The sequence below is a fragment of the Pseudomonas sp. AC463 genome, from assembly GCF_979253585.1.
This window is the reverse complement of record NZ_CEEDDZ010000001.1, coordinates 198611-224362: the sequence shown is the minus strand read 5'-3', so window position 1 is coordinate 224362 and position 25752 is coordinate 198611. Positions and strand designations below refer to the sequence as shown.

Annotated in this window: 25 protein-coding genes and 1 pseudogene; 16 read left to right on the top strand and 10 right to left on the bottom strand. The window is 60.0% G+C overall.

Annotated features, from left to right (window positions below):
• Positions 1-39: 39 nt before the first annotated feature.
• Together AC0IYH_RS01085 and AC0IYH_RS01080 are read right to left on the bottom strand one after the other, a co-directional pair.
• Complete coding sequence (locus AC0IYH_RS01085; RefSeq protein ID WP_116627975.1) at positions 40-1362, bottom strand: OprD family porin; 1323 nt, start codon at positions 1360-1362, stop codon at positions 40-42.
• A 386-nt stretch (positions 1363-1748) separates the two neighbouring features.
• Positions 1749-2618: an isocitrate lyase/PEP mutase family protein gene (locus AC0IYH_RS01080; protein WP_116627974.1), complete on the bottom strand. Its 870-nt coding sequence runs from the start codon at positions 2616-2618 to the stop codon at positions 1749-1751.
• Between the two features lie 292 nt (positions 2619-2910).
• On the opposite strand from AC0IYH_RS01080, the gene AC0IYH_RS01075 reads away from it, so the two are divergent.
• The 4 genes from AC0IYH_RS01075 to AC0IYH_RS01060 all read left to right on the top strand — a co-directional run bounded on the left by AC0IYH_RS01075 (position 2911) and on the right by AC0IYH_RS01060 (position 6640).
• Complete coding sequence (locus AC0IYH_RS01075) at positions 2911-3939, top strand: AraC family transcriptional regulator (protein ID WP_116627973.1); 1029 nt, start codon at positions 2911-2913, stop codon at positions 3937-3939.
• A 147-nt stretch (positions 3940-4086) separates the two neighbouring features.
• The gene (locus tag AC0IYH_RS01070) at positions 4087-5685 is read left to right on the top strand and encodes a methyl-accepting chemotaxis protein (protein WP_471832728.1); all 1599 of its coding nucleotides are present in this window, start codon (positions 4087-4089) and stop codon (positions 5683-5685) included.
• A gap of 19 nt (positions 5686-5704) precedes the next feature.
• On the top strand, positions 5705-5926 hold the full coding sequence (locus tag AC0IYH_RS01065; protein ID WP_116627972.1) for a hypothetical protein: 222 nt from the start codon (positions 5705-5707) through the stop codon (positions 5924-5926).
• Positions 5927-6019: 93 nt separating this feature from the next.
• Positions 6020-6640, top strand: a complete 621-nt coding sequence (locus AC0IYH_RS01060) for a dTMP kinase (protein ID WP_471832727.1) — start codon at positions 6020-6022, stop codon at positions 6638-6640.
• Positions 6641-6748: 108 nt separating this feature from the next.
• Here the strand turns inward: AC0IYH_RS01060 and AC0IYH_RS01055 are convergent, their stop codons facing one another.
• On the bottom strand, positions 6749-7498 hold the full coding sequence (locus AC0IYH_RS01055; protein WP_471832726.1) for an SDR family NAD(P)-dependent oxidoreductase: 750 nt from the start codon (positions 7496-7498) through the stop codon (positions 6749-6751).
• Positions 7499-7595: 97 nt separating this feature from the next.
• Between AC0IYH_RS01055 and AC0IYH_RS01050 the strand changes: the two genes are divergently transcribed.
• A complete protein-coding gene (locus tag AC0IYH_RS01050; protein WP_471832725.1) occupies positions 7596-7955 on the top strand; it encodes a winged helix-turn-helix transcriptional regulator in 360 nt (119 codons plus the stop codon).
• Positions 7956-8022: 67 nt separating this feature from the next.
• On the opposite strand, the gene AC0IYH_RS01045 is transcribed toward AC0IYH_RS01050, so the two are convergent.
• Entirely contained in the window at positions 8023-8748 is a 726-nt protein-coding gene (locus AC0IYH_RS01045; RefSeq protein ID WP_471832847.1) for a methyl-accepting chemotaxis protein, read from the bottom strand.
• Positions 8749-8880: 132 nt separating this feature from the next.
• A pseudogene (locus AC0IYH_RS01040) lies at positions 8881-9636 on the bottom strand (MCP four helix bundle domain-containing protein); the annotation flags it as partial.
• A gap of 146 nt (positions 9637-9782) precedes the next feature.
• Here AC0IYH_RS01040 and AC0IYH_RS01035 point away from each other — a divergent pair.
• Complete coding sequence (locus tag AC0IYH_RS01035; protein WP_471832724.1) at positions 9783-10991, top strand: multidrug effflux MFS transporter; 1209 nt, start codon at positions 9783-9785, stop codon at positions 10989-10991.
• Positions 10992-11108: 117 nt separating this feature from the next.
• The gene (locus tag AC0IYH_RS01030; RefSeq protein ID WP_471832723.1) at positions 11109-11966 is read left to right on the top strand and encodes a glucose 1-dehydrogenase; all 858 of its coding nucleotides are present in this window, start codon (positions 11109-11111) and stop codon (positions 11964-11966) included.
• 135 nt (positions 11967-12101) lie between these two features.
• Here AC0IYH_RS01030 and AC0IYH_RS01025 read toward each other — a convergent pair whose 3' ends face one another.
• The gene (locus AC0IYH_RS01025; RefSeq protein ID WP_122772152.1) at positions 12102-13016 is read right to left on the bottom strand and encodes a tyrosine-type recombinase/integrase; all 915 of its coding nucleotides are present in this window, start codon (positions 13014-13016) and stop codon (positions 12102-12104) included.
• A 108-nt stretch (positions 13017-13124) separates the two neighbouring features.
• The gene (locus AC0IYH_RS01020; RefSeq protein WP_116627964.1) at positions 13125-13937 is read right to left on the bottom strand and encodes a M949_RS01915 family surface polysaccharide biosynthesis protein; all 813 of its coding nucleotides are present in this window, start codon (positions 13935-13937) and stop codon (positions 13125-13127) included.
• Positions 13938-14349: 412 nt separating this feature from the next.
• On the opposite strand from AC0IYH_RS01020, the gene arnC reads away from it, so the two are divergent.
• The 9 genes from arnC to AC0IYH_RS00975 all read left to right on the top strand — a co-directional run bounded on the left by arnC (position 14350) and on the right by AC0IYH_RS00975 (position 24043).
• Entirely contained in the window at positions 14350-15381 is a 1032-nt protein-coding gene (gene arnC / locus AC0IYH_RS01015; protein ID WP_116627963.1) for an undecaprenyl-phosphate 4-deoxy-4-formamido-L-arabinose transferase, read from the top strand.
• Positions 15378-17369, top strand: a complete 1992-nt coding sequence (arnA, locus tag AC0IYH_RS01010; protein WP_471832722.1) for a bifunctional UDP-4-amino-4-deoxy-L-arabinose formyltransferase/UDP-glucuronic acid oxidase ArnA — start codon at positions 15378-15380, stop codon at positions 17367-17369. The genes arnC and arnA overlap by 4 nt, the downstream gene beginning before the upstream one ends.
• Positions 17369-18253, top strand: a complete 885-nt coding sequence (gene arnD, locus AC0IYH_RS01005) for a 4-deoxy-4-formamido-L-arabinose-phosphoundecaprenol deformylase (protein WP_471832721.1) — start codon at positions 17369-17371, stop codon at positions 18251-18253. The genes arnA and arnD overlap by 1 nt, the downstream gene beginning before the upstream one ends.
• Complete coding sequence (gene arnT / locus AC0IYH_RS01000; protein ID WP_471832720.1) at positions 18250-19905, top strand: lipid IV(A) 4-amino-4-deoxy-L-arabinosyltransferase; 1656 nt, start codon at positions 18250-18252, stop codon at positions 19903-19905. The genes arnD and arnT overlap by 4 nt, the downstream gene beginning before the upstream one ends.
• Positions 19902-20249: a 4-amino-4-deoxy-L-arabinose-phosphoundecaprenol flippase subunit ArnE gene (gene arnE, locus AC0IYH_RS00995; protein ID WP_471832719.1), complete on the top strand. Its 348-nt coding sequence runs from the start codon at positions 19902-19904 to the stop codon at positions 20247-20249. The genes arnT and arnE overlap by 4 nt, the downstream gene beginning before the upstream one ends.
• Positions 20246-20647 carry a 4-amino-4-deoxy-L-arabinose-phosphoundecaprenol flippase subunit ArnF gene (arnF, locus tag AC0IYH_RS00990; RefSeq protein WP_122772147.1) on the top strand — a complete coding sequence of 134 codons (402 nt, stop codon included), beginning with the start codon at positions 20246-20248 and terminating at the stop codon, positions 20645-20647. Before arnE ends, arnF begins: the two co-directional genes overlap by 4 nt.
• A complete protein-coding gene (locus AC0IYH_RS00985) occupies positions 20644-22023 on the top strand; it encodes a UDP-glucose dehydrogenase family protein (RefSeq protein WP_116627957.1) in 1380 nt (459 codons plus the stop codon). The genes arnF and AC0IYH_RS00985 overlap by 4 nt, the downstream gene beginning before the upstream one ends.
• A 3-nt stretch (positions 22024-22026) precedes the next feature.
• Complete coding sequence (locus AC0IYH_RS00980) at positions 22027-23649, top strand: ArnT family glycosyltransferase (protein WP_471832718.1); 1623 nt, start codon at positions 22027-22029, stop codon at positions 23647-23649.
• A gap of 172 nt (positions 23650-23821) precedes the next feature.
• Positions 23822-24043 carry a hypothetical protein gene (locus AC0IYH_RS00975; protein ID WP_471832717.1) on the top strand — a complete coding sequence of 74 codons (222 nt, stop codon included), beginning with the start codon at positions 23822-23824 and terminating at the stop codon, positions 24041-24043.
• A 42-nt stretch (positions 24044-24085) separates the two neighbouring features.
• On the opposite strand, the gene AC0IYH_RS00970 is transcribed toward AC0IYH_RS00975, so the two are convergent.
• From AC0IYH_RS00970 to AC0IYH_RS00960, 3 genes are read right to left on the bottom strand one after another with little or no spacing between them, the layout of a single operon-like run.
• On the bottom strand, positions 24086-24373 hold the full coding sequence (locus AC0IYH_RS00970) for a hypothetical protein (protein WP_471832716.1): 288 nt from the start codon (positions 24371-24373) through the stop codon (positions 24086-24088).
• Complete coding sequence (locus AC0IYH_RS00965; RefSeq protein ID WP_471832715.1) at positions 24370-25095, bottom strand: N-acetylmuramoyl-L-alanine amidase; 726 nt, start codon at positions 25093-25095, stop codon at positions 24370-24372. The genes AC0IYH_RS00970 and AC0IYH_RS00965 overlap by 4 nt, the downstream gene beginning before the upstream one ends.
• The gene (locus AC0IYH_RS00960; protein ID WP_471832714.1) at positions 25092-25640 is read right to left on the bottom strand and encodes a PAAR domain-containing protein; all 549 of its coding nucleotides are present in this window, start codon (positions 25638-25640) and stop codon (positions 25092-25094) included. The genes AC0IYH_RS00965 and AC0IYH_RS00960 overlap by 4 nt, the downstream gene beginning before the upstream one ends.
• Positions 25641-25752: the final 112 nt, after the last annotated feature.

The following is a 25752-nucleotide window of genomic DNA, read 5'->3' as shown; positions in this document are numbered from 1 at the left end:
CTCAGGAGAGGGAGTTTGATCCCTCTCCCTTGCAGCCATTTACAACAAGGTGAACGGGTAGTCGACGATCACTCGCAGCTCGTTCAAATCCCCATCACGCTGGTCGGCGTTCGACGCCACGATGGCGTCGCGCACGCGCAACGACAGGTTCTTCGCCGGGCCGCTCTGGATCACGTATTTGGCTTCCACATCGGTTTCATGGTGCGCGCCATCCGCGCCGTAGTCGCCGGCATAGGCGCTGCCAACCGGGGTGTGCGTGCCGTTGATGTCGGAGCCGTTGATGTAGCGGGTCATGAAACTCAGCCCCGGCACGCCATAGCTGGCCATGTTCAGGTCATAACGAATGCCCCAGGACTGTTCGCCCGGGCCGTTGAAGTCGCCCCATTGCACCGAGTTGGCCAGGAACACCGAGTCGCCGCCTTCACCTGCGCCGTTATTGCCAGTGCCGATGTAGTCAAAGGGCGTGTCGCCGTGCACCTTCTGGAACGACAGCGTCAGTGTATGCGCCTGCAGGAACGAGTACGCCGCCGCCAGCGAATAGGTGGTGTTGTTGATCGCACCGGCCTTGGCACTGCCGGTGTCGAGGGTGCGATACAGGTTGCCGTCCAGGGCCAGCGACTGGTCATGGCCCAGCGGGATCACGTAGTTGAGGTTGGTGTAGTACTGGCGCCAGATGTCTTCCAGCTCGCCGGCGTACAGCGTGGCGCTCAGCGACGGAGTGAAGGTGTATTTGCCGCCGACAAAGCTTGCACTGTTGGCGGGGATATTCGCGTAGGTGGCGTAGATATCGTGGTCATGGTTGCTGGTCATGCCGCTGTTGGTGCTGGTGAAATGCCCGGCCTCCAGGTCCAGGCCGGCGATTTCGCTGCTGGTCAGGTCAAACCCGGTGGCGGTTTGCGGCAACAGGCGGGTGCCGCCGGTGGCGAACACGGGCGCGGTGGGCTGCATGTCGCCGAATTTCAGCTGGGTCTTGGAGATCTTAATCTTCACCGCCGCGCCGACGGAGCCGTAGGCGTCTTCCGGGTCGCCATGCCGATCGGTAGGCAGGTTGCCGGTGCCGGCATCGGCGTGGGTGGCGTCGAGTTTCAGCCCGCCGTAGGCGTAGGCGTCCACGCCAAAACCGATGGTGCCCTGGGTGAAACCCGAGGCGTAGTTGAGCATTGCGCCTTGGGTCCAGTCGATGTTGTCGGCCCGGCCGCCTTCGCGGTTGCGGTTCATGTAGTAGTTGCGCAGCAACCCGGTGACGCTGCTGCCCTCGATAAAACCCTTGGCGTCGGCCTGGTCCGAAACGGCGTCGGCAAACGCGACTTGGCTGATACTGGCGCACACCGCCAGCGCTAACAGGCTGCACTGTTTGATCATGTTCTTATTTCCCCGGAATAATTAACGCGCACAGAAACACCGCACTTATTGGATGGCGCACAGGTTGTTTGGGCAGGGTTTTTCAGGTGAGGTGCTACAGGTTTTTATTGTATTCGACGTATTTGTCGAAGCTGATTGCAGGCACAGTTTGCGCGGGCTGCAGCCGGGTGCGGGATGAAACTCGATTAATTAAACTTCACATTATTTAACCGCCCAGCGGTGTAGCGTTGAGTCCGTCTTAGCCGCTCTGCTTCGACAAAACCCTTTGGTTGCCGCCGCAGATTCTGCGGCGGATTTTTTCGTGGGGAGTTTTTGATCTGCCGGTTAGTTGAACTAACGGGGGAGGAGGGCAGAGGGGTGATCGCCCCCCTTTTAGCGCCCGGGTATTACTCTTTTACGTCCATGAACTCTTCGGCCCAGGCCACGTAGCTTTCCGGCAACGTGTAGGTGTGCGTCAGTTCGGTGGCGCTGAGGTTCGAGGTGCTATGGGTCAACTGGCGCTGGGCGCGCAGGCTGTCGTAGGTGGCCTTGATCGCGGCAAAGTAGGCGCCATGGCCGGCAACCACCACACGCACGCCCAGGCTGGCGAGGCGTTGGCTGTCATTGAGCTTGGGGTTGCCGTAGGTGACGAGCATCAACGGGACGGTGAGGTGTTCGGCGATCTTTTCCAGGTGCTCGAAATCGCTGACACCGACCATGCAAATCCCGTCGGCACCGGCTTTCTGATAGGCCAGGGTGCGTTCGATCACCGCTTCAGTGGGCAGCACACCGGCGTTGGTCCGCGCAATGATCGACAGCTCGGGGTCGACACGCGCTTCCAGCGCCGCGCGGACTTTGCCGATGCCTTCGCCGATGGAGATCAGGTCGGTGGATTTGCGCCCGAATTGCGCGGGCAGCAAGGTGTCTTCGATAGTGAGTGCCGCGACGCCGGCGCGCTCGAGTTCTTCAACGGTGCGCATCACGTTCAGCGCGTTGCCGTAGCCGTGGTCGGCGTCGGCTATAAAAGGCAGTTGGGCAACGCGGCCGATACGGGTGGCCTGTTCAACGAACTCACTCAGTGTGATCAATGCAAAATCGGGTGCAGCCAGTACCTGCAACGAGGCGACGGAGCCTCCCAGGATGCCAACCTCAAACCCCAGGTCGGCGGCGATACGCGCCGACATCGGGTCAAATACAGAAGCGGTTTCAACGCAGGCGGGTGTTGCAAGCAATTCACGGAAATTACGGCGCAGCGCTGAGTGAGATTTTTTCGGCATGTTCTTTCCTGGCTCTGGTCATCGTCATGTGACGATCTATGTCTATTCGTGGTCGCGCGAGATTACCATGCAGGCGGGCCGGGGATTATGACGTTTGAGAATGGGCTATGCGTAAATCACATACGCTCAGTGGCCGGGTGGGGCCGATGGCGACTCTATAGACCTGCGTGAAACTGCTGCACGTTTGCATGGAGAGTGGTAAGTTGTCCTACAACTTGTCCAATTTTTACCAGTACGAGCGCATCCAGAATAAACATAAAAGGAGCTCCAACGGTCTTATTCTGGAATCACGATGCACAGTATTTCCGCAGTACTCGCTCAAGCATTAATCAGTGGTATAGGGCTCGCTCACCTTGACCCCACCCCGTCTCAGCCGACTTTCGCAGGAGCGATTGCGAACCTGTCGGGCGGCGCACAACAAATCCCCCTCGATGAACTCAACGAGTTTTTCCTGCAGGTTCAACGGCGCAGCGGGGGAGAAGACATTGGCTTGCTGGCCTATCAGAAGGCGCATCCCGGTAATTTGGGGGTTCTGGGCTTTGCGATCATGTCGAGCGCGACGATTCATAGCGCACTTCAATGCATCATCGATTTTTACCCCACCGTGGGCACTGGCTTTTGCCTATATATCGAGGAGCAGCGCGCACAGTTGAGATTTGTCGGAACGTCGGCCGACGCCTCAGGGCCGCCACTGCCCAGGGTGTTTATCGACGCGATCGCGTCGATTACGATGGGCCTGTTGCATTGGCTTACGCCGACGGTACGCATCATGCCGACATTGGCAGAGTTCACCTATCCCGCCCCTCAAGACACCCGGCAACTGCAACAGATGTTCGGGCCCAACCTGGTGTTCTCTTCGACCGTCAATGCGTTAACGTTTATGCGCTGTGACACTGACCTGCCCCTGCCGACATTTGATGCCACCCTGCAGCAAATGCACCATGAATACCTCAAGCGCAAAACCCGTGAGTTAGCCACTGACAGCATCTCCATGCGGGTAAAACGCGTGGTCTTGCAGCACCTGCACCAGACCAGGCCGGTCACGGTCGACGAGGTTGCCCGCGCCCTCAACCTCTCGACACACCAACTGACCCGCGCCTTGGAAATGTCCGGGGCAAGCTTTCAAAAACTGCTGGACCAGGCCCGGTGTCAACAGACGCATCACCTGCTGGTGAATACCGCACAACCCCTCAAGCACATCAGCTACAGCGTCGGTTTCAAAAGCCAGAGTGCGCTCAACAAAGCCTGTGAGCGCTGGTTTGGGATGGCACCGGGGCGCTACCGCCTTTCAACCGCCTCGACCGAACCTACCCACGGTTGACATTGTTTATCCCCATCCCGCTTTCATTTGTCCTCAAGGCCTGATCGTCAAAAGCGCCGACAAAAGCAGAGGAGAATTCGTTTCAAGATTTCTCAAGCGCGGATGGAACAGTTGATGTGGTTAAGACGATTCAGATTGGCAACACGTATGCGTGTGTGTTTTGCCGCAGTGATCCTGACGTTGATCGGCGTGGGCGCCTTCGCCATGCTGCAGTCCCAGGAAATTCGCAACGCCAGCCTGGTGGTTGAAAACGATGCACTGCCGGGGATCGCCCTGGGTGACGACATCACCCTGGCCTTTACCAAAGTGCGATTCCGCGCCCTCAGCCTGCTGACCTCGACCAAGCCTGACGACCTGCCGGCACTGTACGCCGCGTTTACCGCCGAAACCCAAGAGTTCGTCGCCGCCCAGGAAGCCTATCGGCCCCTGATCACCAGTGAGCACGAACGTGATCTGTTCAACACTATTAATGCACTGTATGAAAAGTATCGAACACTCGCCCAACAGGGCCGCGACGCGCTTGGCCAAGGCCTGACCGCACAAGCGAATGCCTTGGTGAGCGGCGACATGGCCAAGGTCGCGCAGGACATGAACAAAGCCCTGGGTGAGCTGGAGCGCCTCAACGACGACGCGCAACGTGTCGCCAGCGCTGCGGGGCAGAAAGCGTACGACACGGCCTTGAGAATCACCCTGATCACTATCGTCCTGGCCGCCTTGGGCGCTACGCTCATCGCCCATCGCCTGACCGTCAGCATTGCCCGGCCGATCACGCAGGCGCTCGAGTGTGCCAACGTGATCACCTCCGGTGATTTGCGCAGCGTCGAGCTCGATGCCGGTGGCGACGATGAAGCGGCGCAACTGCTGCGCGCCATTGTGGTGATGCGTGACAACCTGAGCGACACGCTCTCCAGCGTTTACCAGGTGGCTAACCAATTATCGAGTTCGGCTGAGGAACTGAGTGTGCTGGTTGCCAGCAGCAACACTGATCTTCAACTGCAAAACAGCGAGATCGAGCAAGCCGCCACGGCCATCACCGAGATGAGCCAAGCGGTGGAGGAGGTCGCCCACAACGCGCTGGGGGCTTCGGATGAATCGCGGATTTCGTTGAATCTGGCAAAAGATGGTCAGCAGGAACTCGATTCGACCATGAGTGCCATTGCCCGACTTGACGTTAGCGTCAGCAGTGCTTCAGAGCGAGCGACGCAATTGGCCTCCAACACGTTGGAGATCAGCAAAGTCCTGGAGGTCATTCGGTCGGTGGCCGAGCAAACCAACTTGCTGGCGCTTAACGCCGCGATAGAGGCCGCGCGCGCCGGCGAGGCGGGGCGCGGATTTGCCGTGGTCGCCGATGAAGTGCGCTCATTGGCCCACCGTACCAGCACCTCGACGATGGATATCGAGCGCATGATTGTGCACATCCAAAGCGGTACCCAGGAAACCGTCCGGGCCTTGAGTGACAGCTCGGACCAGGCCACCGCGACGCGTCAGCAAGCCGACTCGGCGAACACCGCATTACTGGGCATTACCAAAACCGTGAGCAACATCGATGAGCGCAACACGATGATTGCCACCGCATGCGAAGAGCAGGCACTTGTCGCCAAAGAGGTGGACCGCAGCATTATTCGTATCCGCGATCTGTCCATTCATTCTGCCGTGCGTTCCGACCAGACCCGTGCTGCCAGCGAAGACCTCGCGCAGATCGCGGTGGACCTTAAACAGCGCCTCGATGGTTTTATCTTCAACTGATCGGTCAACGGAGCCAATAATGACGCCGCCTGAAAGCCCCCTGATCAAAAGCATGGCCAACCTGCGCGACAGTTTCGCCCAGCGCGCCCATGAAATTGACGCCAAACAACAACAAGCGCTGCTTGATGCACTGCACCAGCTGTATACCTCGACCCAGAGCTTGAGCAACCAGTTGCAGAGCCTGGTCAGCGAGCCGGCAAAACCCGCGCGCCCGCCACGCAAGTTGTATCTGGTGAAGTGAGAGGCACCGAAGCCCAGCATCCGTTGGGGGCTGGGTAATACGTCTGGAAGTGCGTGCTAGAGTGCGCATCAATGTCGCGTAATGATGTGAACCATGAATCCTCCGCTGTTTGTTTCTCTGGATGGGCCCAAGGGCGTCGGCAAAACCACGCTGTTGGAGGCCGTTACCGCTGTACTGAGAGCAGACAATAAAAAGGTGATCCGGCTAAGCGAAAGCAAGCGCGATCCCTATAGAGCACAAACCATGGCCATGGTTAATCAGTGCGCCAGAGATCCCAGCCGCGCGTTGGAGGTGCAGGTGTGTGAGCGCCTCGCTGACAGCCGTGCCTGGATCTCCCAACACGTGCTGCCTGAACAGCCGGCCGACAGTATTATCCTGATCGATCGCTGGTATCCGTCGGACGCAGCGTTTCGCCGGGCAATCACGTTCGCAGAGATTCTGCAAATGAACATGGATCGAAACGTGCGAGTGCCAGACCTGCATGTTGGCGTAGTGACCGCGCCGGATATTTCATGGATGAGGGCAGCGGCTCGGAATCGTGGGCTGAGCAGTACGGTGATCCATGAACTGGAGCAACATGTGGCGTGTACGGAGGCGTTCGAGCGCGCGGTTGCAGAGCAGGGTTGGTTTTTATGCCGCAATGAAGGAACACTTGAAGACGCAACGATGCAGGTGGTTGCTGAGATCTATGGCGTGCTCAAGCAGGAAAGGTGAGCGGTAGCCTGATACATAATTTAACATAATATACATTATGCGTAATGTCTTGTTACGTAATCAGGGGCGGTGCCAGTCAGATTTCAACTGGCAAAACCCCTGCCGGATTCACACTTGTGCAAACCCTCCATCCACGAACATTTCACTGCCGGTCATGAAGCTGCTTTCATCCGATGCCAGGAACAACGCCGCCGCTGCAACTTCTTCGGGTTTTCCGATGCGGCTCAGTGGAACCTGGGCCGTCATGTCGTCGATGATTGCATCCTTCTGGCCCGTGCTTGAAAGCGCGTGGTCCAAACCGGGTGTCGAGACCGGGCCTGGTGAGAGCACGTTGACGCGAATCCCTGTGCCTTTCAGGTCCAGCGCCCAGCTTCTGGCGAAATTGCGCAGTGCCGCCTTGGTGGCGCTGTACACGCTGAATGCTGGCGTGCCCATGGTGCCTGTCGTCGAACCCGTCAGGATTACCGAGCTGCCTGCTTGCATCAACGGCAAGGCTTTTTGTACGGTGAACAGCGTACCTTTCACGTTGATACCGAACGTGCGATCAAACGACTCTTCTGTGATCGATCCGATCGGTTGGAAATCCCCCAGCCCGGCATTGGCGAACAGCACGTCGATGCGGCCTTTGCTGGCCTTGACCTGAGTGAAGATGCGATCAAGGTCATCCAGGTTCGAAATGTCGCCCTGGATGGCGATGGCCTCAGGGCCGATCAGGTGCAGGGCCTTGTCCAGTTCGTCCTGCCTGCGTCCGACGATAACCACCTGCGCGCCTTCCGCGGCGAAACGAATGGCGCTTGCCAGGCCAATGCCGCTGTTGCCGCCGGTAACCACTGCAATTTTTCCGCTGAGCCTGCTCATGGTGAACTCCCAAGAATGTGAGGCGCAACTGTAGATCCAGGCTATTCTTTTGAATAGTATGCACCTTTTAGTAAGTACCCCCGAGCGAGTCATAACCATGGCGAATAACAGCTACAATTGCGGGCTCGAAGCGGCTCTGGCGGTGATTGGCGGCAAGTGGAAACCCTTGGTGCTCTTCCACCTGGCGCAGAATGTTCACCGTTACGGCGAATTGCGCCGTGCGATTGGCAGCGTGACGGATAAGGTTTTGATTCAGCAGCTTAAAGAGCTGGAACGCGATGAAATCATTGCTCGCGTCGACTTCCAGGAAATCCCGCCCAAAGTCGCGTATTCCCTGACTCCCTTCGGGCGCTCCCTGGCAGCTGCACTGGGAACGCTGTGCCAATGGGGCACGGAGCATATGCAGACGGTTGAACGCATCAGTGCGCGACGTGCGTCTGCCCTCTCCCCACCCTGAGCCCCTGCCCTGAAATCCAACTCAACTAAATGACTATTTAGTTGAGTTAAATCAATAGGTTATATATTCAAAGCTGAAAACGCCCGACCGATTGCGACAGCTTGCCGGCCAAACCGGCCAACTCGTCGGTGGTCGAGGCTGTCTGCCCTATCACTCGACTATTGTTTTCCGACATGCCCGCGATCATCTCCACTTGATGCGCGATTTCATTACTGGCCAGGCTCTGCTCGCCAATCGTGCGCGAGATATCATTCACCAACTCCGTGGTGTTCAACGTGGCCTGCAGAATTTCGCGGATGGCCCGTTCAACCTCGGCGGTCACGGCCATGCCCTTGTCCACCTGCGCCACGCCCTCCTCCATGCTGGTCACCGCTTCGCGGGTGTTCTGCTGGATACGCCCGACCATGCTGGCGATTTCCTGGGTCGAGGCACTGGTGCGCCCCGCCAGGCTGCGCACTTCATCGGCGACCACCGCAAAACCGCGCCCCTGTTCGCCGGCCCGGGCGGCTTCAATCGCAGCGTTCAGGGCCAGCAGATTGGTCTGGTCAGCGATGCCTTTAATCACCTGGATAATGCTGAAGATCGCCTCGGATTCCTTGTCCAGCGTGCGAATCACCAGGGCCGACTGCTGCGCTGAACGAGCAATGCCATCCATGTCCTTGACCACCTGGTGAATCACCCGGCCGCCATCCTTGGCCAGGGTTTCAGCCTGGTTGGCCATGTCCAGCGCGCGCCCGGCGTGCCGGGTGATTTCCTCGATGCTGGCGGTCATTTCACTCGCTGCGGCGGCCATGGTGCTGGCGGCGGCGCTTTGCTGCTGGCTGCTGCCGGCAACTTCATGGCAGCCGTGGCTGAGTTGCTCGCTCATGCTGTTGACGCCCTGGGCATTGCCGCGCACCACTTCGATCATGCCGCGCAGATCCCGCTGCATCGTGGCCAGGCTGCGGATCAGTGCGCCGGCTTCGTCGTTGCGTTTGGGTTCGACAATCGGCTCGCTCAAGTTGCCCCGGGCAATGCTTGCAGCAATGCGGCTGGCGGTTTGCAGCGGGCCCATGATGCTCAGGATCACCCAGCGGCCCTGCGCCAACAGCAGCAAGAGGCTGGCGATCAGTACGGCGCCGAGGGTGAAATTGGCGGTGCTGAGGGTCTGCCGCGTGGCGCTGCTGGTCTGTTGCGTGTTGGTTTCGATCAATTCACTGAGGGCCGCCATCTGGTCTTCCAGCGTGCTGAAGGCCGTATTGAAGGTGTCCAGTTCGCCGCGCGCGGCCTCGGGATTGTCCAGGGCCAGCGCAACAATGCGCTCACCGGCGCTGATGTAGGTATCGAGGCTGGGCTTGATTTTTTCCAGGCTGGCCTTGAGCGTGTCGTCCAGCGGCAGCGTGAGGTTGTCGCCCAGTACCTGGCGGAAATGCTCGGCATGTTCCTTGAGCGAGCTGCTCACCTCAGCCCGGGTGCTGGTGCTTTTGCCCAGGCCCACCAACATCGCCGACAACACATCGGCGCGCAGCGCGTCGTGCATCATGTCGGCTTCCATATGGTTGCGCAGCACCGTCATGCTCACCTCATTGGCCTGCACGGCGTCGCCCATCCGCGTATTCCCCAGGTACCCGGCCAGGCTCATGACCAGCGAAGCCAGCAGCCCGGTCGCAATCAATAGCATCAAGCGTAATCTGATCGTCATGCTGGTATCCCCGTACCTGGACCGCTGGTTGGAAACCCAACCACTCATAACGTTATCGGCGCAGTGCTGTATTAGTGAAGCCCAAGTTTGCGGATCGGCGTGGATCCCTTAAGCTGACCGGCTTCTGCGCTGCCCGGAACGTCCTAATGTCTCGAAGTATTGCCCATCTGGCCCTGCTGCTGGGGTTGATCACCGCCGTCGGCCCCTTTGCCATCGACATCTACCTGCCCGCGCTGCCAACCCTCGGCGCCAGCCTGCACGCCTCGCCGGCGGCGGTGCAGATGAGCCTCACGGTGTTCTTCATGATCATTGGCGTGTGCCAGCTGTTCTATGGCCCGCTGAGTGATGTATTCGGGCGCAAACCGCCGATCTACGCCGGGCTGGTGATCTTTGCCATCGGCAGTGTCGGCTGCGCGTTGGCGCCAACCATTGAAGTGTTGATTGCGTTTCGCGCCGTGCAGGCCTTCGGCGCGTGCGCCGGCATGGTCATCCCCCGGGCGATCGTGCGCGACCTGTATACCGGCCACGAAGCCGCACGCCTGATGGCGTTGCTGATGCTGGTGATGAGTGTCTCGCCGATCCTCGCGCCGTTGGCCGGCAGCCTGGTGATCGCGCTGTGGAGTTGGCGCGAAGTGTTCGCCGTGCTCGCAGTGGTCGCCGTGGCGTGCCTGGTGATGACCATCGTGCAACTGCCGGAAACCCACCCGGCCGAACGCCGCCTGGGCAAGACCCTGGGCACTGCGTTCAGCAGTTATGGGGCGTTGCTGCGTGATCCGGTTTTCATCGGCTTGTCCATCGTCAGCGGGTTTGGCCTGGCCACCTTCTTTGTGTTTATCGGCAGCGCGCCGTTCGTGTACATCGAATACTTCGGCCTCACGCCCACGCAATTCAGCCTGTGCTTCGCACTGAATGCCGCGTCGTTTTTTGCCATGAGCCAACTCACCGCACGTCTCAGTGCACGCTTTGGCCTGGCGCCGCTGATTCGCTGGTCAGTGATGGCGGTTGCCGCCGTCATGGCCCTGCTGGCGGCCACCACCCTGTTGGTCGACAGCCTGGCCCTGATGATGACGTTGCTGTTTATCGGCTTCGGTTTCCTTGGCCTGCTGTTGCCCGCGGCCGGTGTGTTGTCCCTGGAAGATCACGGCGCAGTGGCAGGCTCCGCCTCGGCCCTGCTGGGCGCGATTCAGATGATCACGGCGGCGGTATCCATGAGCCTTGTCGGTGTATTTGCCGACCACACGCCCGCGCCCATGCTGATCGGCATCGCGCTCTGCGCGGTGGCGGCGATGCTCACGGTTCTGTGGACGTTGCGCCGCCTGCCGGCCCACTTGGCGAGCGCCCCGCCCTCCTCCTGATACCACCGGCAGGCCCGACGGGAACCGCTCGTCGGGCCTCAACCGCATCCATTACAACTATCGCCAAGCCCATCATTACTAAACCCATAGCGCCTTTGAAAACCTATGGAGATCGCAATGACTGATTACCCACGCCCGCCATTCGCCCCCCAGGCCCAAGCCGTACCCGGCACCCAGAAAAAAATGGACCCGTACCCCGACTGCGGCGAAAAAAGCTACCAGGGCTCAGGCCGCCTGGCCAACAAGATCGCGCTGATCACCGGCGCCGACAGCGGCATTGGTCGTGCGGTCGCCATCGCCTTTGCCCGCGAAGGGGCCGATGTGGCTATCGCCTATCTGGATGAGCATGAAGACGCCAGGGAAACCGCGCGTTGGGTCGAAGAAGCCGGGCGCCAGTGCCTGCTGTTGCCTGGCGATATTGCGCAAAAGGCCACCTGCCAGGCGTTGGTGGACAAGACCGTCGAGCAGTTCGGCCGCATCGATGTGCTGGTCAACAACGCCGCGTTCCAGATGACCCACGAAACCCTCGAAGAGATCGAGGATGAGGAATGGGTGAAGACCTTCGATATCAACATCACGGCGATGTTTCGTATCAGCAAGGCCGCGCTGCCGCATATGAAGGCCGGCAGTTCAATCATCAACACCAGTTCGGTCAACTCCGACATGCCCAAACCGACCTTGCTGGCGTATGCCGCTACCAAAGGCGCGATTGCCAACTTTACTGGTGGCCTGGCGCAGTTGCTGGGCCCCAAGGGCATTCGCGTCAACAGCGTGGCACCCGGCCCGATCTGGACGCCGCTGATCGTGGCGACCATGACCGATGAAGATGTGAAGAGCTTTGGCAGCGAAACCCCATTGGGTCGTCCGGGGCAGCCGGTTGAAGTGGCGCCGATCTATGTGCTGCTGGCCTCGGATGAAGCCAGCTACATCTCCGGCTCGCGTTACGCCGTGACCGGCGGCAAACCAATACTCTAAAGCCTTATACAAAACCAATGTGGGAGGGGGCTTGCCCCCGATAGCAGTCTGTCAGTTGATAAATACATTGACTGATCCACCGCTATCGGGGGCAAGCCCCCTCCCACATTTGTTCAGTTAAACGTTGCAGCGGCACTACAAGTCAAACCTGTCCACCGCCCGCCGCCGCTCATTGTCGTCGCGCACGTCATAGCTGGCAGTGGTCTGGATATTGGTGTGGTGCGCCAGTTTCTGCGCGATCGACAGATCATGCTCCTCAATCACCCGCGTGATGAAGGAGCGGCGAAAGTCATGGGGCATGATCTTCACCCCTACCTGTTCGCCACGCTGGCGGGCGATGTAGTAAATCGCGTGTTTGGTGATGCGCTCGCGGGTGATGTGGCTGCCCCGGCGGATGCGGTTGAACAGGAAACTGTCGTCCTGCTCGCCCTCTTTGAGCTGCTCACGCCGAAACGCCAGCCACGCCTGTAACTTGGCGAAGGCCCAGTCGGGCGCATATTTGATCAGTTCCTTGTTGCCCTTGCCGATCACCCGCAAGCTGCGCTCGTCGAAGTTGACCTGCGCCAGGTCGAGGTTGACCGACTCGGACTTGCGCATGCCCGAGCCATATAAAATCCCGATCACCGCCGCGTCGCGCAGGCCCTGGGGGCGTGGGTCGGCGGCGCAGACCTCCATCATTTCGCGGATCAGCGTGCGCCGCAGGTTGCGGCCCTGGCCCAGGCGGCTGCCGGCAGCGGCCTTGACCATGCGCATGCGCAACAGGTGTTCCTGGCTGATCAGGCTCAACCGCCAGGCTTCATTCATGACCCCGCGCACCGCATTCACGTACAGCGACGAGGTATTCGGCGCATAGCCGTCCTCGCGCAAGGCGGCCACCAGGGCGATCACGTGTTCGGGTTGCAGTTGGTGCCAACCGATGTCTTCAAGGTTGATGTCTTCGAAGCCCAGGCGGTCGGCGGCATCCTGCAGCACGTAGCGCATGGTCAGTTGGCTGGAGGGCGCCAGGCGGGTGAGGTAAAGGGTCAGCGGGTTGCGGATAGACTCAGTCAATGTAGATCAGCCTTTGGATTAAATACCTCGAACAAGCCATTGTTTAATCGAGGTATTTAGTGAATTGGCGAAGGCTGAGTCTATCCCAGGAGCAGCCTCGCTACCAAATCACGGCGCGATGTCTTCTTCCTCGACGGGGTCTTGCGGCTGGGTTTGGGTCTGGCTCCACTCGGTGTCCTGCTTCTGCATCAGCGCGAACCAGTGCTGGCGCATAAAGGTCAGGTAAGCCTGCGGGGCCTTGGCAAAGTCCTTCTCATCGCCATAGCAACCCGGCAATGGCAGCTCGGTGCCCTGCTCCTTGTACTGGCTCACCAACGCCTGCTGGCCGGCAATGCTGCAATCCTTGGGCAGCGGCATGCCGCGCAGCGCACCGGCCTCTTCGTCCCACCAACTTGCGCCGACCCGGTCGACACCACGCAGGCGATACTTCTGCGACTTGCCCACATGCATGATCAGCTTGAATTCATTCGGGCTGACATCACTGGTGCAGGTGCGCGAATAGCCCACGGTGGCCTGGGTGATGCCATCGCCGCTGAGGTCGGTGACTTTGGTGGCGGCCATGTCGAAACGCAGCGACGCGTCGAACTCGCAATGCTGCACGTCGTCGTAGAGCATCCACACGCGCTTGGGGCGATTGCCGTCGATGAGATACTGGGCCGCGTAGACAAACGCCGACTGGGTGCCGTCGTCATCGCGCTCGCTGACTTGTTCGGCGAGCACCAGCAGGTTCTTGCCCTGCTGATCCTCCCAGGTATAGGCCGCGACTTGCTTGCCGCGCACTTCAACGCCGTCCGGCACCTGATCGATGCTGGTCAGCGCTACCGCGTCATCGGCGCGCACCGTGGCGACACACGCCACGCTCATCAACAACCCCATCAACACTGGCCGCAACTGGCCGCGTAAAAGCTGCACGCTATTCATCCGACTACCCTGGCAAGAGACGGCTTACTTTACCGGCACTTGAGGCGCATTGCAGAGAAGATTCTTGAATAAAATTTGCCGGTGCTGGCGCCTTGGCGCCGTTGAACCAAATACCCTACAGACAGTTCCTACTGTGCTGTGCAACTAAAGGCCGTAATGCCTTAGTTATCTAGCTGAACCCTAGCTGTCTACCTGTCAAATAAACGAGTTTTTCATCTGCCTTTCATATCTGTTCCACATTTTTACGCTTAATCTTAAACACAGCACTTCATGGCAAACTCCGCTTTACCGACTAACCTTTTGATTATGCTTCACCTTTCACGCCGCCTTTACATTTGCGGGCTGCCTGTTTGCCCAATGATTGCTGCTGTTTTCACGCGCCAAGTTGCTCTAACCCCGAGGTCTTGAATCTTTGAAACCCTACCCTATTCATTGCGTGTCGATCGTTATACCGGTCTACAACGAACAAGACAGCCTGCCTGAATTGCTGCGCCGCACCACGGCAGCCTGCAAGCAGTTGGCCTACGAATACGAAATCATCCTGGTGGATGACGGTAGTCGCGACAACTCCGCCCAACTGCTGGAAGACGCCGCCACGCAAGACGGCAGCCACGTGGTGGCGGTGATCCTCAACCGCAACTACGGCCAGCATGCGGCGATCATGGCCGGTTTCGAGCAATGCCGGGGCGAGGTGGTGATCACCCTCGACGCCGACTTGCAAAACCCACCCGAAGAAATCCCGCGCCTGGTCGAACAAGCCGCCCTGGGTTACGACGTGGTGGCCACCGTACGCAACAACCGCCAGGACTCGGCCTTTCGCCGCTGGCCGTCGCGCCTGATCAACCTGGCCGTGCAACGTTCCACCGGCGTGGCCATGACCGACTATGGCTGCATGCTGCGCGCCTACCGCCGCACCATCGTCGACGCGATGCTCGCCTGCCGCGAGCGCAGCACCTTTATCCCGATCCTGGCCAACGGCTTTGCCCGCCACACCACCGAGATCCTGGTGCACCACGCCGAGCGTGAACACGGCGAATCCAAATACAGCGCCATGCGCCTGATCAGCCTGATGTTCGATCTGCTCACCTGCATGACCACCACCCCGCTGCGCCTGCTGTCCATCGTCGGCTTCAGCCTGGCGGCGCTGGGCATGCTGTTCGCCTTTGCGCTGATCGTGCTGCGCCTGGCCTTTGGTGCCGAATGGGCCGGCGACGGCATGTTCGTGCTGTTTGCCGTGCTGTTCGTGTTCACCGGTGGCCAGTTCATCGGCATGGGCCTGCTGGGTGAGTACCTGGGCCGCATGTACAGCGATGTGCGTGCGCGCCCGCGGTTCTTTATTGAAAAAGTGCTGCGCAACCAACCGGCAGCACCGGCACCTGTGGTCGTCGTTGACGGCCTGACGTCCTCCCATACCTCCACCTCTTCCGATCAGGTTCAGTCATGAGTTCAAAAGCTGTTGTATTCGCCTACCACGACATTGGTTGTGCAGGCATCGAAGCCCTGCTCACTGCGGGTTACGAAATTGCTGCCGTGTTCACCCATGCCGACGACCCCAAGGAAAACAACTTCTACGGCTCCGTGGCCCAACTGTGCGCGCGCAACGGCATCCCCGTGCACGCTCCGGAAGACGCCAACCACCCGCTGTGGATCGAGCGCATCGCCAAGCTCAACCCGGACTATCTCTTCTCCTTCTACTACCGCAATCTGCTGAGCGAGCCGCTGCTGGCCACCGCCAGCAAAGGCGCGTTCAACCTGCACGGCTCGCTGCTGCCCAAATACCGTGGCCGTGCGCCGGCCAACTGGGTGCTGGTCAATGGCGAAACCGAAACCGGCGTGACCCTGCACCGCATGGTCAAGCGTGCCGATGCCGGCGCCATCCTGGCCCAGCAAAAAGTCATCATCGAGCGCAACGACACCGGCCTGAGCCTGCACGCCAAGCTGCGTGACGCGGCCACCACGCTGCTGCGCGACGCTCTGCCGCAACTGGCCCAAGGCAAACTGAGCGAAACCGCCCAGGACGAAAGCCAGGCCACCTACTTCGGCCGCCGCAGCGCCGCCGATGGCAAGCTGGACTGGAAACAACCGGCTGAAGCGCTATTCAACATGGTCCGCGCCGTGACCCAACCTTACCCAGGCGCCTTCTGCGCGGTGGGCGAGCACAAGCTGATCGTGTGGAACGCTGAAGTCGTCAAAGGCAACGAAGGCCTGGCGCCAGGCCGTGTAATCAGCGTCAACCCGCTGCGCATCGCCTGCGGTGAAGACTCGCTGGTGGTCAAGTTCGGCCAGCGCAACGCCACCGGCCTGTACCTGGCCGGCCCGTCCCTGGCCGATGAGCTGGGCCTGGTCGACGGTTCGGTACTGCGCGGCGCCGAGTCGGGCCGCAAGCCTCGCCGTACCCGCGTGCTGATCCTCGGCGTGAACGGCTTTATCGGTAACCACCTGTCCGAGCGCCTGCTGCGTGACGACCGTTACGAGGTCTACGGCCTGGACATCGGCTCCGACGCCATCGAACGCCTGCGCAGCCACCCCAACTTCCACTACGTGGAAGGCGATATCAGCATCCACACCGAGTGGATCGAGTACCACATCAAGAAGTGCGACGTGGTCCTGCCGCTGGTGGCCATCGCCACGCCGATCGAATACACCCGCAACCCGCTGCGCGTGTTCGAGCTCGACTTCGAAGAAAACCTCAAGCTGGTGCGCTACTGCGTCAAGTACAACAAGCGCGTGATCTTCCCGTCGACCTCCGAAGTCTATGGCATGTGCCAGGACCAGTACTTCGACGAAGACACCTCCAACCTGGTGGTCGGCCCGGTCAACAAGCAACGCTGGATCTACTCGGTCTCCAAGCAACTGCTGGACCGGGTGATCTGGGCCTACGGCGACAAAGGCCTGAAGTTCACCCTGTTCCGTCCGTTCAACTGGATGGGCCCGCGCCTGGACCGCCTGGATTCGGCGCGTATCGGCAGCTCCCGTGCGATCACTCAGCTGATCCTCAACCTGGTGGAAGGCACGCCAATCCGCCTGTTCGACGGTGGCGAGCAGAAGCGCTGCTTCACTGATATCGCCGACGGCATCGAAGCCCTGGCGCGCATCATCGATAACGACAATGGCGTGTGCGACGGCCAGATCATCAACATCGGCAACCCGGAAAACGAAGCCAGCATCCGCCAGTTGGGCGAAGAGCTGCTGCGTCAGTTCGAAGCCCACCCGCTGCGCGGCAACTTCCCGCCGTTTGCCGGTTTCCGCGACGTAGAAAGCAAGGCGTTCTACGGCACCGGTTACCAGGACGTGGCGCACCGCAAGCCCAGCATCGAAAACGCCAAGCGCCTGTTGAACTGGGAGCCGAGCGTGGAGATGAGCGAAACCATCGGCAACACCCTGGATTTCTTCCTGCGTGAAGCCATGCTCGAAATCGCGGACAAAAAGTAATGAAAGCAGGCTTGCGCATCGACGTCGACACCTACCGTGGCACCCGTGAAGGCGTGCCGCGGCTGCTCGAAACCCTGGATGAAGCGGGGGTGAAGGCGACGTTCTTCTTCAGTGTCGGCCCGGACAACATGGGGCGCCACTTGTGGCGCCTGATCCGCCCGCAGTTCCTGTGGAAGATGCTGCGTTCCAACGCCGTGGGCCTGTATGGCCTGGATATTTTGCTGGCTGGCACCGCCTGGCCGGGCAAACCGATCGGCCGCGACCTGGGCCACCTGATGCGCCAGGCCAAGGCCGCCGGGCACGAAGTCGGCCTGCATGCCTGGGATCACCATGGCTGGCAGGCCAACACCGGGCGCTGGAGCGAAGCGCAGCTGATCGAACAGATCCGACGCGGCGTCGACACCCTGAGCGACATCCTCGGTGAACGCGTCGATTGCTCTGCGGCCGCCGGTTGGCGCGCCGATGAGCGCGTGGTGCAAGCCAAGCAAGGCTTCAACTTTCGCTACAACAGCGATTGCCGGGGTACCAGCCTGTTTCGGCCGACATTGGCCGATGGCAGCGCCGGTACGCCACAAATTCCGGTAGACCTGCCGACCTTCGACGAAGTCGTCGGGCCGGTAGTGGCTGCCAAGGACTTCAATGACTTCATCCTCAATCGCTTTGAGGAAGACAAGCTCAACGTCTACACGATCCACGCAGAAGTAGAAGGGATTCTGATGGCCAATGATTTCCGCCAGTTGCTCGCCCAGGCCGGGCAGCGCGGTATTGACTTCACTCCGCTGGGCGATTTGCTGCCTGCCGACGTCACCACCCTGCCCCGGCAACAGCTGGTGCGCGGAGCCTTGAGTGGTCGTGAGGGTTGGCTCGGAGTGCAACAGGCATGATCCGCCGCTGGGCGCTGCCCCTGCTCCTGCTGGCCTTTGGCGTGTTTTATCTGCTGCCGCTGGCCACCCACGGCCTGTGGATCCCGGACGAAACCCGCTACGCGCAAATCAGCCAGGAAATGCTGCTGACCGGCAAATGGGCGTCGCCGCACTTCATGGGCATCCGCTACTTCGAGAAACCGGCGGCCGGTTACTGGATGATCGCGCTGGGCCAGGCGATCTTCGGGCAGAACCTGTTCGGCGTGCGCTTTGCCTCGGCCTTGAGCACTGGCTTGAGCATCTTGCTGGTGTACCTGGTGTCGCGCCGGTTGTGGAATGACCCGCAAAAAAGCCTGATCAGCACCGTGCTCTACATGAGCTTCGTCAGCGTGGCGGCGTTGGGTGGCTATGCCAACCTCGACCCGCAGTTCACCTTCTGGGTCAACCTGACCGGCGTGGCCCTGTGGTTCTGCTTCGACAGCTCCACCCGCAATGGGCGTCTGGGGGCCTGGGCGTTGCTGGGGTTTGCCTGCGGCATGGGCTTTATGACCAAGGGTTTCCTGGCGTGGCTGCTGCCGGTCCTGATCGCCCTGCCCTACGCGATCTGGCAGAAACGCTTTCGCGAACTGCTGGGCTATGGCCTCGTGGCCGTGGTCGTGGCGATTGTGGTCAGCCTGCCGTGGGCCCTGGCCGTGCACCTGCAGGAACCGGACTACTGGAACTTCTTCTTCTGGCATGAGCACATCCAGCGCTTTGCCGGCGAAGACGCCCAGCACAGCGAGCCATTCTGGTACTACCTGCCGCTGCTGGTCGCGTTCTGCCTGCCGTGGGTGGCGCTGCTGCCGTCGACCCTGAAACAGGCGTGGCTGCACAAGCGCACGGCAAAAACCGGCTTTGTGTTGCTGTGGCTGTTGATGCCCCTGGCGTTTTTCAGCCTGGCCAAAGGCAAGCTGCCCTCCTACATCATGCCGTGCCTGCTGCCCCTGGCCTTGCTGATGGGCTCGACGCTCGCCGACAAACTCGCCGAGGGCCGTGGCCGCGTATTGCGCATCAACGGCTGGCTTAACCTGATCCTCGGCATTGTGGTGTTGCTCGCCCTCACCTGGTTCCAATTGAAGAAGCCGGTGTACGAACACGGCCAGGAAACCCTCAGCCTGGTGCTGGTGTTTGCCTTTCTGTTCGGCTGGATCATCGTCAACCTGCTGCAGGCCGCACGCCCGCTGAAACTGTGGGCTGCACCGGCCATCGGCGGCTGGCTGATGGTCGCGCTGCTGCCGGCCGCCTTGCCCCATTCGGTGGTCTACAACAAGACCCCGGATCAATTCATCATCGACCACCTGCAAGCGCTGCAGCCGACCACCGCCCTGCTCAGCAATGACCTCGGCGCGGCTTCAGCCCTGTCATGGCGCCTGGGGCGCCCGCAAGTAACGCTCTACAACACCGTCGGCGAAGTGAAATACGGCCTCGCCTACCCGGATGCCGGCCATCACAAGGTGGACACCAGCCAGGTTCAGCAGTGGATGAGCGAGGCGCGCAAAAAAGGTTCGGTTGGCGTGGTGATGCGCGTTAAAGGTGACGACGAAATTGCCGAAGTCGCTTTGCTGCCCGATGACGGTCAGCGCTATGAGCAAGGCAATATCGTGATTCTGATCTTCCCCCAGGTGACGCAATGATCACCCTGCTGCTGTTATTGGCCGCCTGCCTGCTGACCTGCATGGGCCAGATGTCGCAGAAGTTCGCGGTGGAAAGCTGGCGCGAGCTGCCTGAGGGCTGGGCGCTGAAACTGCGCTCGCCATGGCTGTGGGCCGCGCTGGTGTGCCTGGGCCTGGGCCTGCTGGTATGGCTGCTGGTGTTGCAACGCCTGGAAGTGGGCATTGCCTACCCCATGCTCAGCCTGAATTTTGTATTGGTCACGTTAGTGGCGCGCTTTGTGTTCCATGAGCACATCGACGGCCGCCATTGGCTGGGCGTGGCGCTGGTGATTGGTGGCGTCGTATTGCTGGGGCGTCACGTATGAGCCGGGCCACAGGCTTTGCCCTGGCCCTGGGCAGCGTCGGCCTGGTCAGCGCGGCCCAACTGGGCATGCGCTGGAGCATGACGCGCCTGCCGCTGCCCAACGAATGGCTCAGCGCGCACATCGATCTGGGCGCGCTTGGCGTAGTGCTGCTGGCGATCCTGGCCTATGCGCTGTCGATGCTCTGCTGGCTCGGCGCACTCAAGCACCTGCCGCTGGGCCGGGCCTATTCGCTGCTGAGCATCAGCTACGCGCTGGTGTACCTGCTGGCCGCCAGCCTGCCGGTCTTCAACGAAGATTTTTCGCTTTCAAAAACCCTGGGGGTGGCCTTGGTCATCCTCGGTGTGCTGGTCATCAACTCTCGTCGTGCTAGCGCTTCAAGTCCCAGGAATGCCCCATGAAAATCAGTGTATTTGGTAGTGGTTACGTCGGCCTGGTACAGGCCACCGTATTAGCCGAAGTCGGTCACGACGTGATCTGCATGGATGTCGACAAGAACAAGGTCGAGTCCCTGCAAAAGGGCCATGTGACGATCTTCGAGCCAGGGCTGGCAACCATGGTCAAGGAGAACCTGGAAAGCGGGCGCCTGCGTTTCACCTTTGATGAAAAACTCGCCGTCGAGCACGGCGAAGTGCTGTTTATCGCGGTGGGCACGCCGTCCGATGAAGACGGTTCGGCCGACCTGAAATACGTGCTGTCGGTGGGCGATGCCGTGGCCCGCCATCGCACCGAGCCGGTGATCCTGGTGGAAAAATCCACCGTGCCGGTGGGCACTGGCGACACCCTGCGCGCCCACATCGAAAAAGCCCTGCGTGTGGCCGGCCGGCACCTGGAGTTCGATATCGTCTCCAACCCGGAGTTTCTCAAGGAAGGCTCCGCCGTTGCCGACTGCCGCCGCCCGGACCGCATCATCATCGGCTGTGAGCGCGAAGAAGTACGCGAGGTGATGCGCGACCTGTACGCGCCGTTCAACCGCAACCATGACCGCATCATCTTCATGGACCTGCGCAGCGCCGAGCTGACCAAGTATGCCGCCAACTGCATGCTGGCGACCAAGATCAGCTTTATCAACCAGATCGCCGAGCTGGCCGAGCACCTGGGCGCAGACATCGAGTCCGTGCGCCTGGGGATCGGCGCCGACTCACGCATCGGCTACCACTTTATCTACCCCGGCTGCGGCTACGGCGGTTCGTGCTTCCCCAAGGACATGCGCGCGTTGATCCACAGCGCCAAGCAGGCCAACTGCTCCAGTGACTTGCTCGAAGCCGTGGAAGCGATCAACCAGCGCCAGAAGAGCAAACTGTTCGAACGTATCAATGCGTTCTTCAAGGGCAACCTGCGCGGCAAGACCTTCGCCCTGTGGGGCCTGGCCTTCAAGCCCAACACCGACGACATGCGCGATGCCCCCAGCCGCGTGCTGATGGAAGCTTTGTGGGCCGCCGGCGCCAACGTGCGCGCTTTCGACCCGGAAGCCATGCAGGAAACCCAGCGCATCTATGGCGACGAAGCCCGCCTGATGCTGATGGGCACCCCGGAGTCGACCCTGGCCGGTGCCGACGCGCTGATCGTGTGCACCGAGTGGCAGCAGTTCAAGGCGCCCGATTTCGACCTGATCCACCAGCGCCTGAAAACCCCGGTGATCTTCGACGGCCGCAACCTGTACGACGGCGAGCGCCTGTCGCGCAAAGGCTTTCAGTATTTCCCGATTGGCCGAGGGGACTCCTGCCAACTGCCGATTCCCCAACAGCAGTGGCTGCCGCAGGTCGTGGAAGCCTGATACGTGAACAAAGCGCAACCGCCCCTGCTGACTGCCACGATCCGCCGCCAATCCCTCGGCTTGGGCGTGCTCGCGTTGTTACTGTTTATCGCCGGCAGCTGGCACCAGGCGATTATCGGCTTCGACTCGCGTTTTGTGCTGTTCGCCCAGGAGATGCTGCGCCATGGGCCGGGGTTTTTCCCCACGACCTATGGGCAGCCGTACGCCGATTACCTGGCCACCTCGACGCTGATGACCTGGCTGCTGTCGTTGCCCCTGGGCCAGGTCACCAGCCTGACGGCCTGGTTACCTACGGCAATGGCGTCGGCGGTGATCGTCATGCTGGTGTATCGCCTCACCGCGCCGTACTCCCCGCGCTGGGGCCTGCTGAGCATCGCCGTACTGTTGCTCAGCAGTACGTTCATCAGCGAAACCCGCTCGGTGTCCCTCGACCAGATGCTCGCCGCAATTACCCTGGCGGTGTTCTACCTGGGTTATGCGCATGATCACTTCGGCGCGGGTAAACGCCTGCACTGGTTGTACCTGCTGCTGATTCTCGGCTTCGCGATCCGTGGGCCGATCGGCCTGGTGGTTCCTACCGGTGTGCTGTGCAGCTATTACCTGATCAACCGCCAATGGCGCCAGCTGTTCAGCTTCGGCTTGCTGGCGCTGGCACTGCTGCTGGCGTGTATCGGCCTGTTGCTGCTGATGGCCAAGCTCAGTGGCGGCGAAAGCTTCATGCAGGACGTCATCCGCATGCAGTTCCTGGGGCGCATGGACGGCAGCGAAGGTTCCAGCGGCGTGTTGTATTACTTCACCAGCTCATTGGGCAATTACGCCATGGCCTATCCGCTGGCGCTGCTGGTACTCCTGGCGATCGCACTGGGTGGGCGGCGCACGCCCGAGCCGGCGCTGCAGTTGGTGCTGTATTGCGCCGCTGCAGGCCTGTTGGTGATGCTGGGGCTGTCGATTCCCCAAGCCAAAAAGGCGCGCTACATACTGCCGATGCTACCCATGGCAGCCATGATTGCGGCGTATCCGTTCCAGGTCACCGAGGGCCGCCTGTTCGCCTGGTTGCGGGGGCTGATGCTGGGGCTGTGGACGCTGCTGCCGACATTTTTGATCGTGGTTTTGGCATTCGCGCGCCGCCGTTATCCGCAGCCGTTGAGTGACCTGGGGCTGGTGTTCGCTGTGTTGGGAGCGCTGCAGGCCTTGGCGTTGCTGGCCTTGCTCAAGCCAAACCTGCGGCTGCTGGGTCCGGCGTTTATTGCGGTGCTGGGGGTGTGGGCCACGTATATCGGCGTAGTCGAGCCATTGGTGCGCACTGTCTACGACACCCGTACCTTTACGCTGCGCGTGCACGAGCAGGTGATGCAACAACGGGCGCCGGTGGTGCTGCACGGCCTGGGCAAAGACGCCAAGGCAATCAAATACATGGTCAACCTCGACTGCGACCAAGTGCCGTTGTTTACCCGGCAACAGGGCGACCTGGCGCCCTTACAAGGACCTGCCTGGCTGGTAATGAGCCAGGCGGATTACCAAGGGTTGACCGACCCGCGCTTTCGAGAACTCACCCCGGTCCTCACCGGTGAGTTCGACAAAGACCCCTACGTGCTACTGCACTTGGCCCAAACACCACGACCTTGAGTCTCGCGTCGGCGCGGCCCGCGCGGAAAGCTCCTACACAGCTATGCGTAATGACTGGTGCCTTTTCCCTTTCCCGTGTTCGAACGCCAAATGTAAACTCCGATTGCCGAGTGCGGTATCTATCTACCGCCACGTGCCATGGATCACAACAAGCACGCTAGAGGACAACGCCGTGCCAGATGATATATCGCTCGACACCCGCGATGAAGTACACGTTGGCTACCTGCCCGGTCCGCCATTGCATCGGCTGATGGAACTGCGCAATGCCCTGCTGGCGTTGAATGGGCCACTGGGCAGTGACCCAGGGCTGCAGGCAAACTTGCGTAAACACTGGTTCAACGAAGAAACCAGTGACCGCGTTCTGGGAAAGCTCAACACTGCTATTTCTCGTTGATCCGTTTTTGCCAGTCGTTTACCCGACCCTGCATCCTGGATGCTATTTCTTCCTGCACCTCTCAATGTCGCTTTGGGTTTTCAGTTGGGTGTCGATTCCAAGGCGATATCTACAGTAGTCGAGGATCCACTTCCGATCCTCGCCGGTGAGGTGTTCAACTTGTCTGATTTCGCCGTCATTGGCATGGATGTTGTAAAACTTCATTTGAAACGTAGGGTGTTTTTTGATGAAAAACACCGCAGTGACGTCGCCATCCTCAAGAGCATCGTAATAGCCAATGTAGAGCGTCGACAGCAACGCCGATACGCCTGCGATCAATAGTTTTTTCATTCTCTCGGTGCCGGCGGCTGCAGCAACTGTGTCTCGATCCTGATATTTCTCACCAACTCCATTCCAATGTTGCCGGGGCAAATTTTTCCTTCGGACGCCTGTCCTGGGTATTCCCGGTGACCACCAAGGTGCTTGATAACGAATACGCTTTTCAGGGATTCGATCAAATGCATCAGCGCGACAATTTGAACAGCCGGAATCAGGTTGGTGCTGCCGTAACCCATGCTGTCAAGGAACACACGGCCCTTGGCTACCCAGTCGCCTCCCTCGTCCGGTGTTGTCAGGTTTTCCAGCAGTACAATACCAATCACCCCAGTATTGAACTTGAAAACACTCGACCCCTGAAGCCGAATGTCGCGACCTTCGAAAATCTGCCCGGTGCAATCGATTCCATAGTGATAGCCGATGTCGTCATACTTCTGGCTCAGGTGGCCTTTTTGAACTGCCTGCATCTGCTCTGCACCGGGCGCGCAGCTATGGCTTCGCCCTGCATGGTGCAAGGCAATCATGGTGTAGTCCCAATCCATAACCATCTCAGGCTTGCCTTTCAGTGCTCCCCATGACGATCGATCAACGAACGTTGCACTTCGTGAGCGGATTTTTTTGATAATCGCTTCACGGGTAGCGGCGCGGTCGTTGACGGTGATAGAAACGAAGGTTGCTAACTGGTCGGGCGTCACTTCTTGCGCCTGGGCTGTTGTCGTGAAGGTTTCGGTGCTCATCCGACCTCCTCCGAGAACTCAGTCAGCTCACGAGCGGGAGCTTGGAAAACTACATGAAGTGCAATCACGGAGTTCGCCGTAGGTGCTTCCACGATGGCAATGCCGTTGGCATCAGTGAGTCCTGCCTTTCGATGCCCATCAACCAGAACTATGTACGCCCGGTGAGCTAATGGCCGACCTGTATCGCTATCAGTGATGGAAAACGATCTCGCAAAGCTTTTTGAGCCTGATGCGCAAGCACTAAAGCGTGAAGCGTGGGCAGTTACGTGCATCGGACTTGAAGTTGCGGTGGTGTACTGACTGGTAGAGCCATAAACCACATGGTCAGGACATCCGCAAAGCACTCTATCGCCCGTGGCGGCATAAGGCTGCCTCTCCGACCAGTCGAACGCTGTTCCAAATATGGGAAAGGCCCCTTTGCATTGACTGCATTGAGCGAGGTCAGCCGTTTGAGCAATGGCTTTGTTACCTTCAAACCACGTTGCCGTGGCTGAAATAACTTTGCCATATGTGGTTTTATCCCCAAGACAAACTAATGCTCTCAATCAGAATCCCTCTGTAATGACGTATTGAATCACTCGACCCCGACTTGGTTTTCGGGGCTTCGAGATTATCAGCGCACTCAAAAAAGCAGACGTAGGAAGCATCTGAATTTGC

Bases quoted from the DNA above. Each gene is read 5' to 3' on its own strand.
- arnF (WP_122772147.1), top strand. From the start codon at position 20,246: ATGAGCCGGGCCACAGGCTTTGCCCTGGCCCTGGGCAGCGTCGGCCTG.
- AC0IYH_RS01065 (WP_116627972.1), top strand. From the start codon at position 5,705: ATGACGCCGCCTGAAAGCCCCCTGATCAAAAGCATGGCCAACCTGCGC.
- AC0IYH_RS01070 (WP_471832728.1), top strand. From the start codon at position 4,087: ATGCGTGTGTGTTTTGCCGCAGTGATCCTGACGTTGATCGGCGTGGGC.
- AC0IYH_RS00970 (WP_471832716.1), bottom strand. From the start codon at position 24,373: ATGAAAAAACTATTGATCGCAGGCGTATCGGCGTTGCTGTCGACGCTC.
- arnT (WP_471832720.1), top strand. From the start codon at position 18,250: ATGATCCGCCGCTGGGCGCTGCCCCTGCTCCTGCTGGCCTTTGGCGTG.
- AC0IYH_RS01055 (WP_471832726.1), bottom strand. From the start codon at position 7,498: ATGAGCAGGCTCAGCGGAAAAATTGCAGTGGTTACCGGCGGCAACAGC.
- AC0IYH_RS01030 (WP_471832723.1), top strand. From the start codon at position 11,109: ATGACTGATTACCCACGCCCGCCATTCGCCCCCCAGGCCCAAGCCGTA.
- AC0IYH_RS01080 (WP_116627974.1), bottom strand. From the start codon at position 2,618: ATGCCGAAAAAATCTCACTCAGCGCTGCGCCGTAATTTCCGTGAATTG.
- AC0IYH_RS01060 (WP_471832727.1), top strand. From the start codon at position 6,020: ATGAATCCTCCGCTGTTTGTTTCTCTGGATGGGCCCAAGGGCGTCGGC.
- AC0IYH_RS01075 (WP_116627973.1), top strand. From the start codon at position 2,911: ATGCACAGTATTTCCGCAGTACTCGCTCAAGCATTAATCAGTGGTATA.
- AC0IYH_RS01085 (WP_116627975.1), bottom strand. From the start codon at position 1,362: ATGATCAAACAGTGCAGCCTGTTAGCGCTGGCGGTGTGCGCCAGTATC.
- AC0IYH_RS00985 (WP_116627957.1), top strand. From the start codon at position 20,644: ATGAAAATCAGTGTATTTGGTAGTGGTTACGTCGGCCTGGTACAGGCC.
- AC0IYH_RS01045 (WP_471832847.1), bottom strand. From the start codon at position 8,748: ATGGCCGCCGCAGCGAGTGAAATGACCGCCAGCATCGAGGAAATCACC.
- AC0IYH_RS00965 (WP_471832715.1), bottom strand. From the start codon at position 25,095: ATGAGCACCGAAACCTTCACGACAACAGCCCAGGCGCAAGAAGTGACG.
- AC0IYH_RS01035 (WP_471832724.1), top strand. From the start codon at position 9,783: ATGTCTCGAAGTATTGCCCATCTGGCCCTGCTGCTGGGGTTGATCACC.
- AC0IYH_RS01020 (WP_116627964.1), bottom strand. From the start codon at position 13,937: ATGAATAGCGTGCAGCTTTTACGCGGCCAGTTGCGGCCAGTGTTGATG.
- AC0IYH_RS01050 (WP_471832725.1), top strand. From the start codon at position 7,596: ATGGCGAATAACAGCTACAATTGCGGGCTCGAAGCGGCTCTGGCGGTG.
- arnE (WP_471832719.1), top strand. From the start codon at position 19,902: ATGATCACCCTGCTGCTGTTATTGGCCGCCTGCCTGCTGACCTGCATG.
- arnD (WP_471832721.1), top strand. From the start codon at position 17,369: ATGAAAGCAGGCTTGCGCATCGACGTCGACACCTACCGTGGCACCCGT.
- arnA (WP_471832722.1), top strand. From the start codon at position 15,378: ATGAGTTCAAAAGCTGTTGTATTCGCCTACCACGACATTGGTTGTGCA.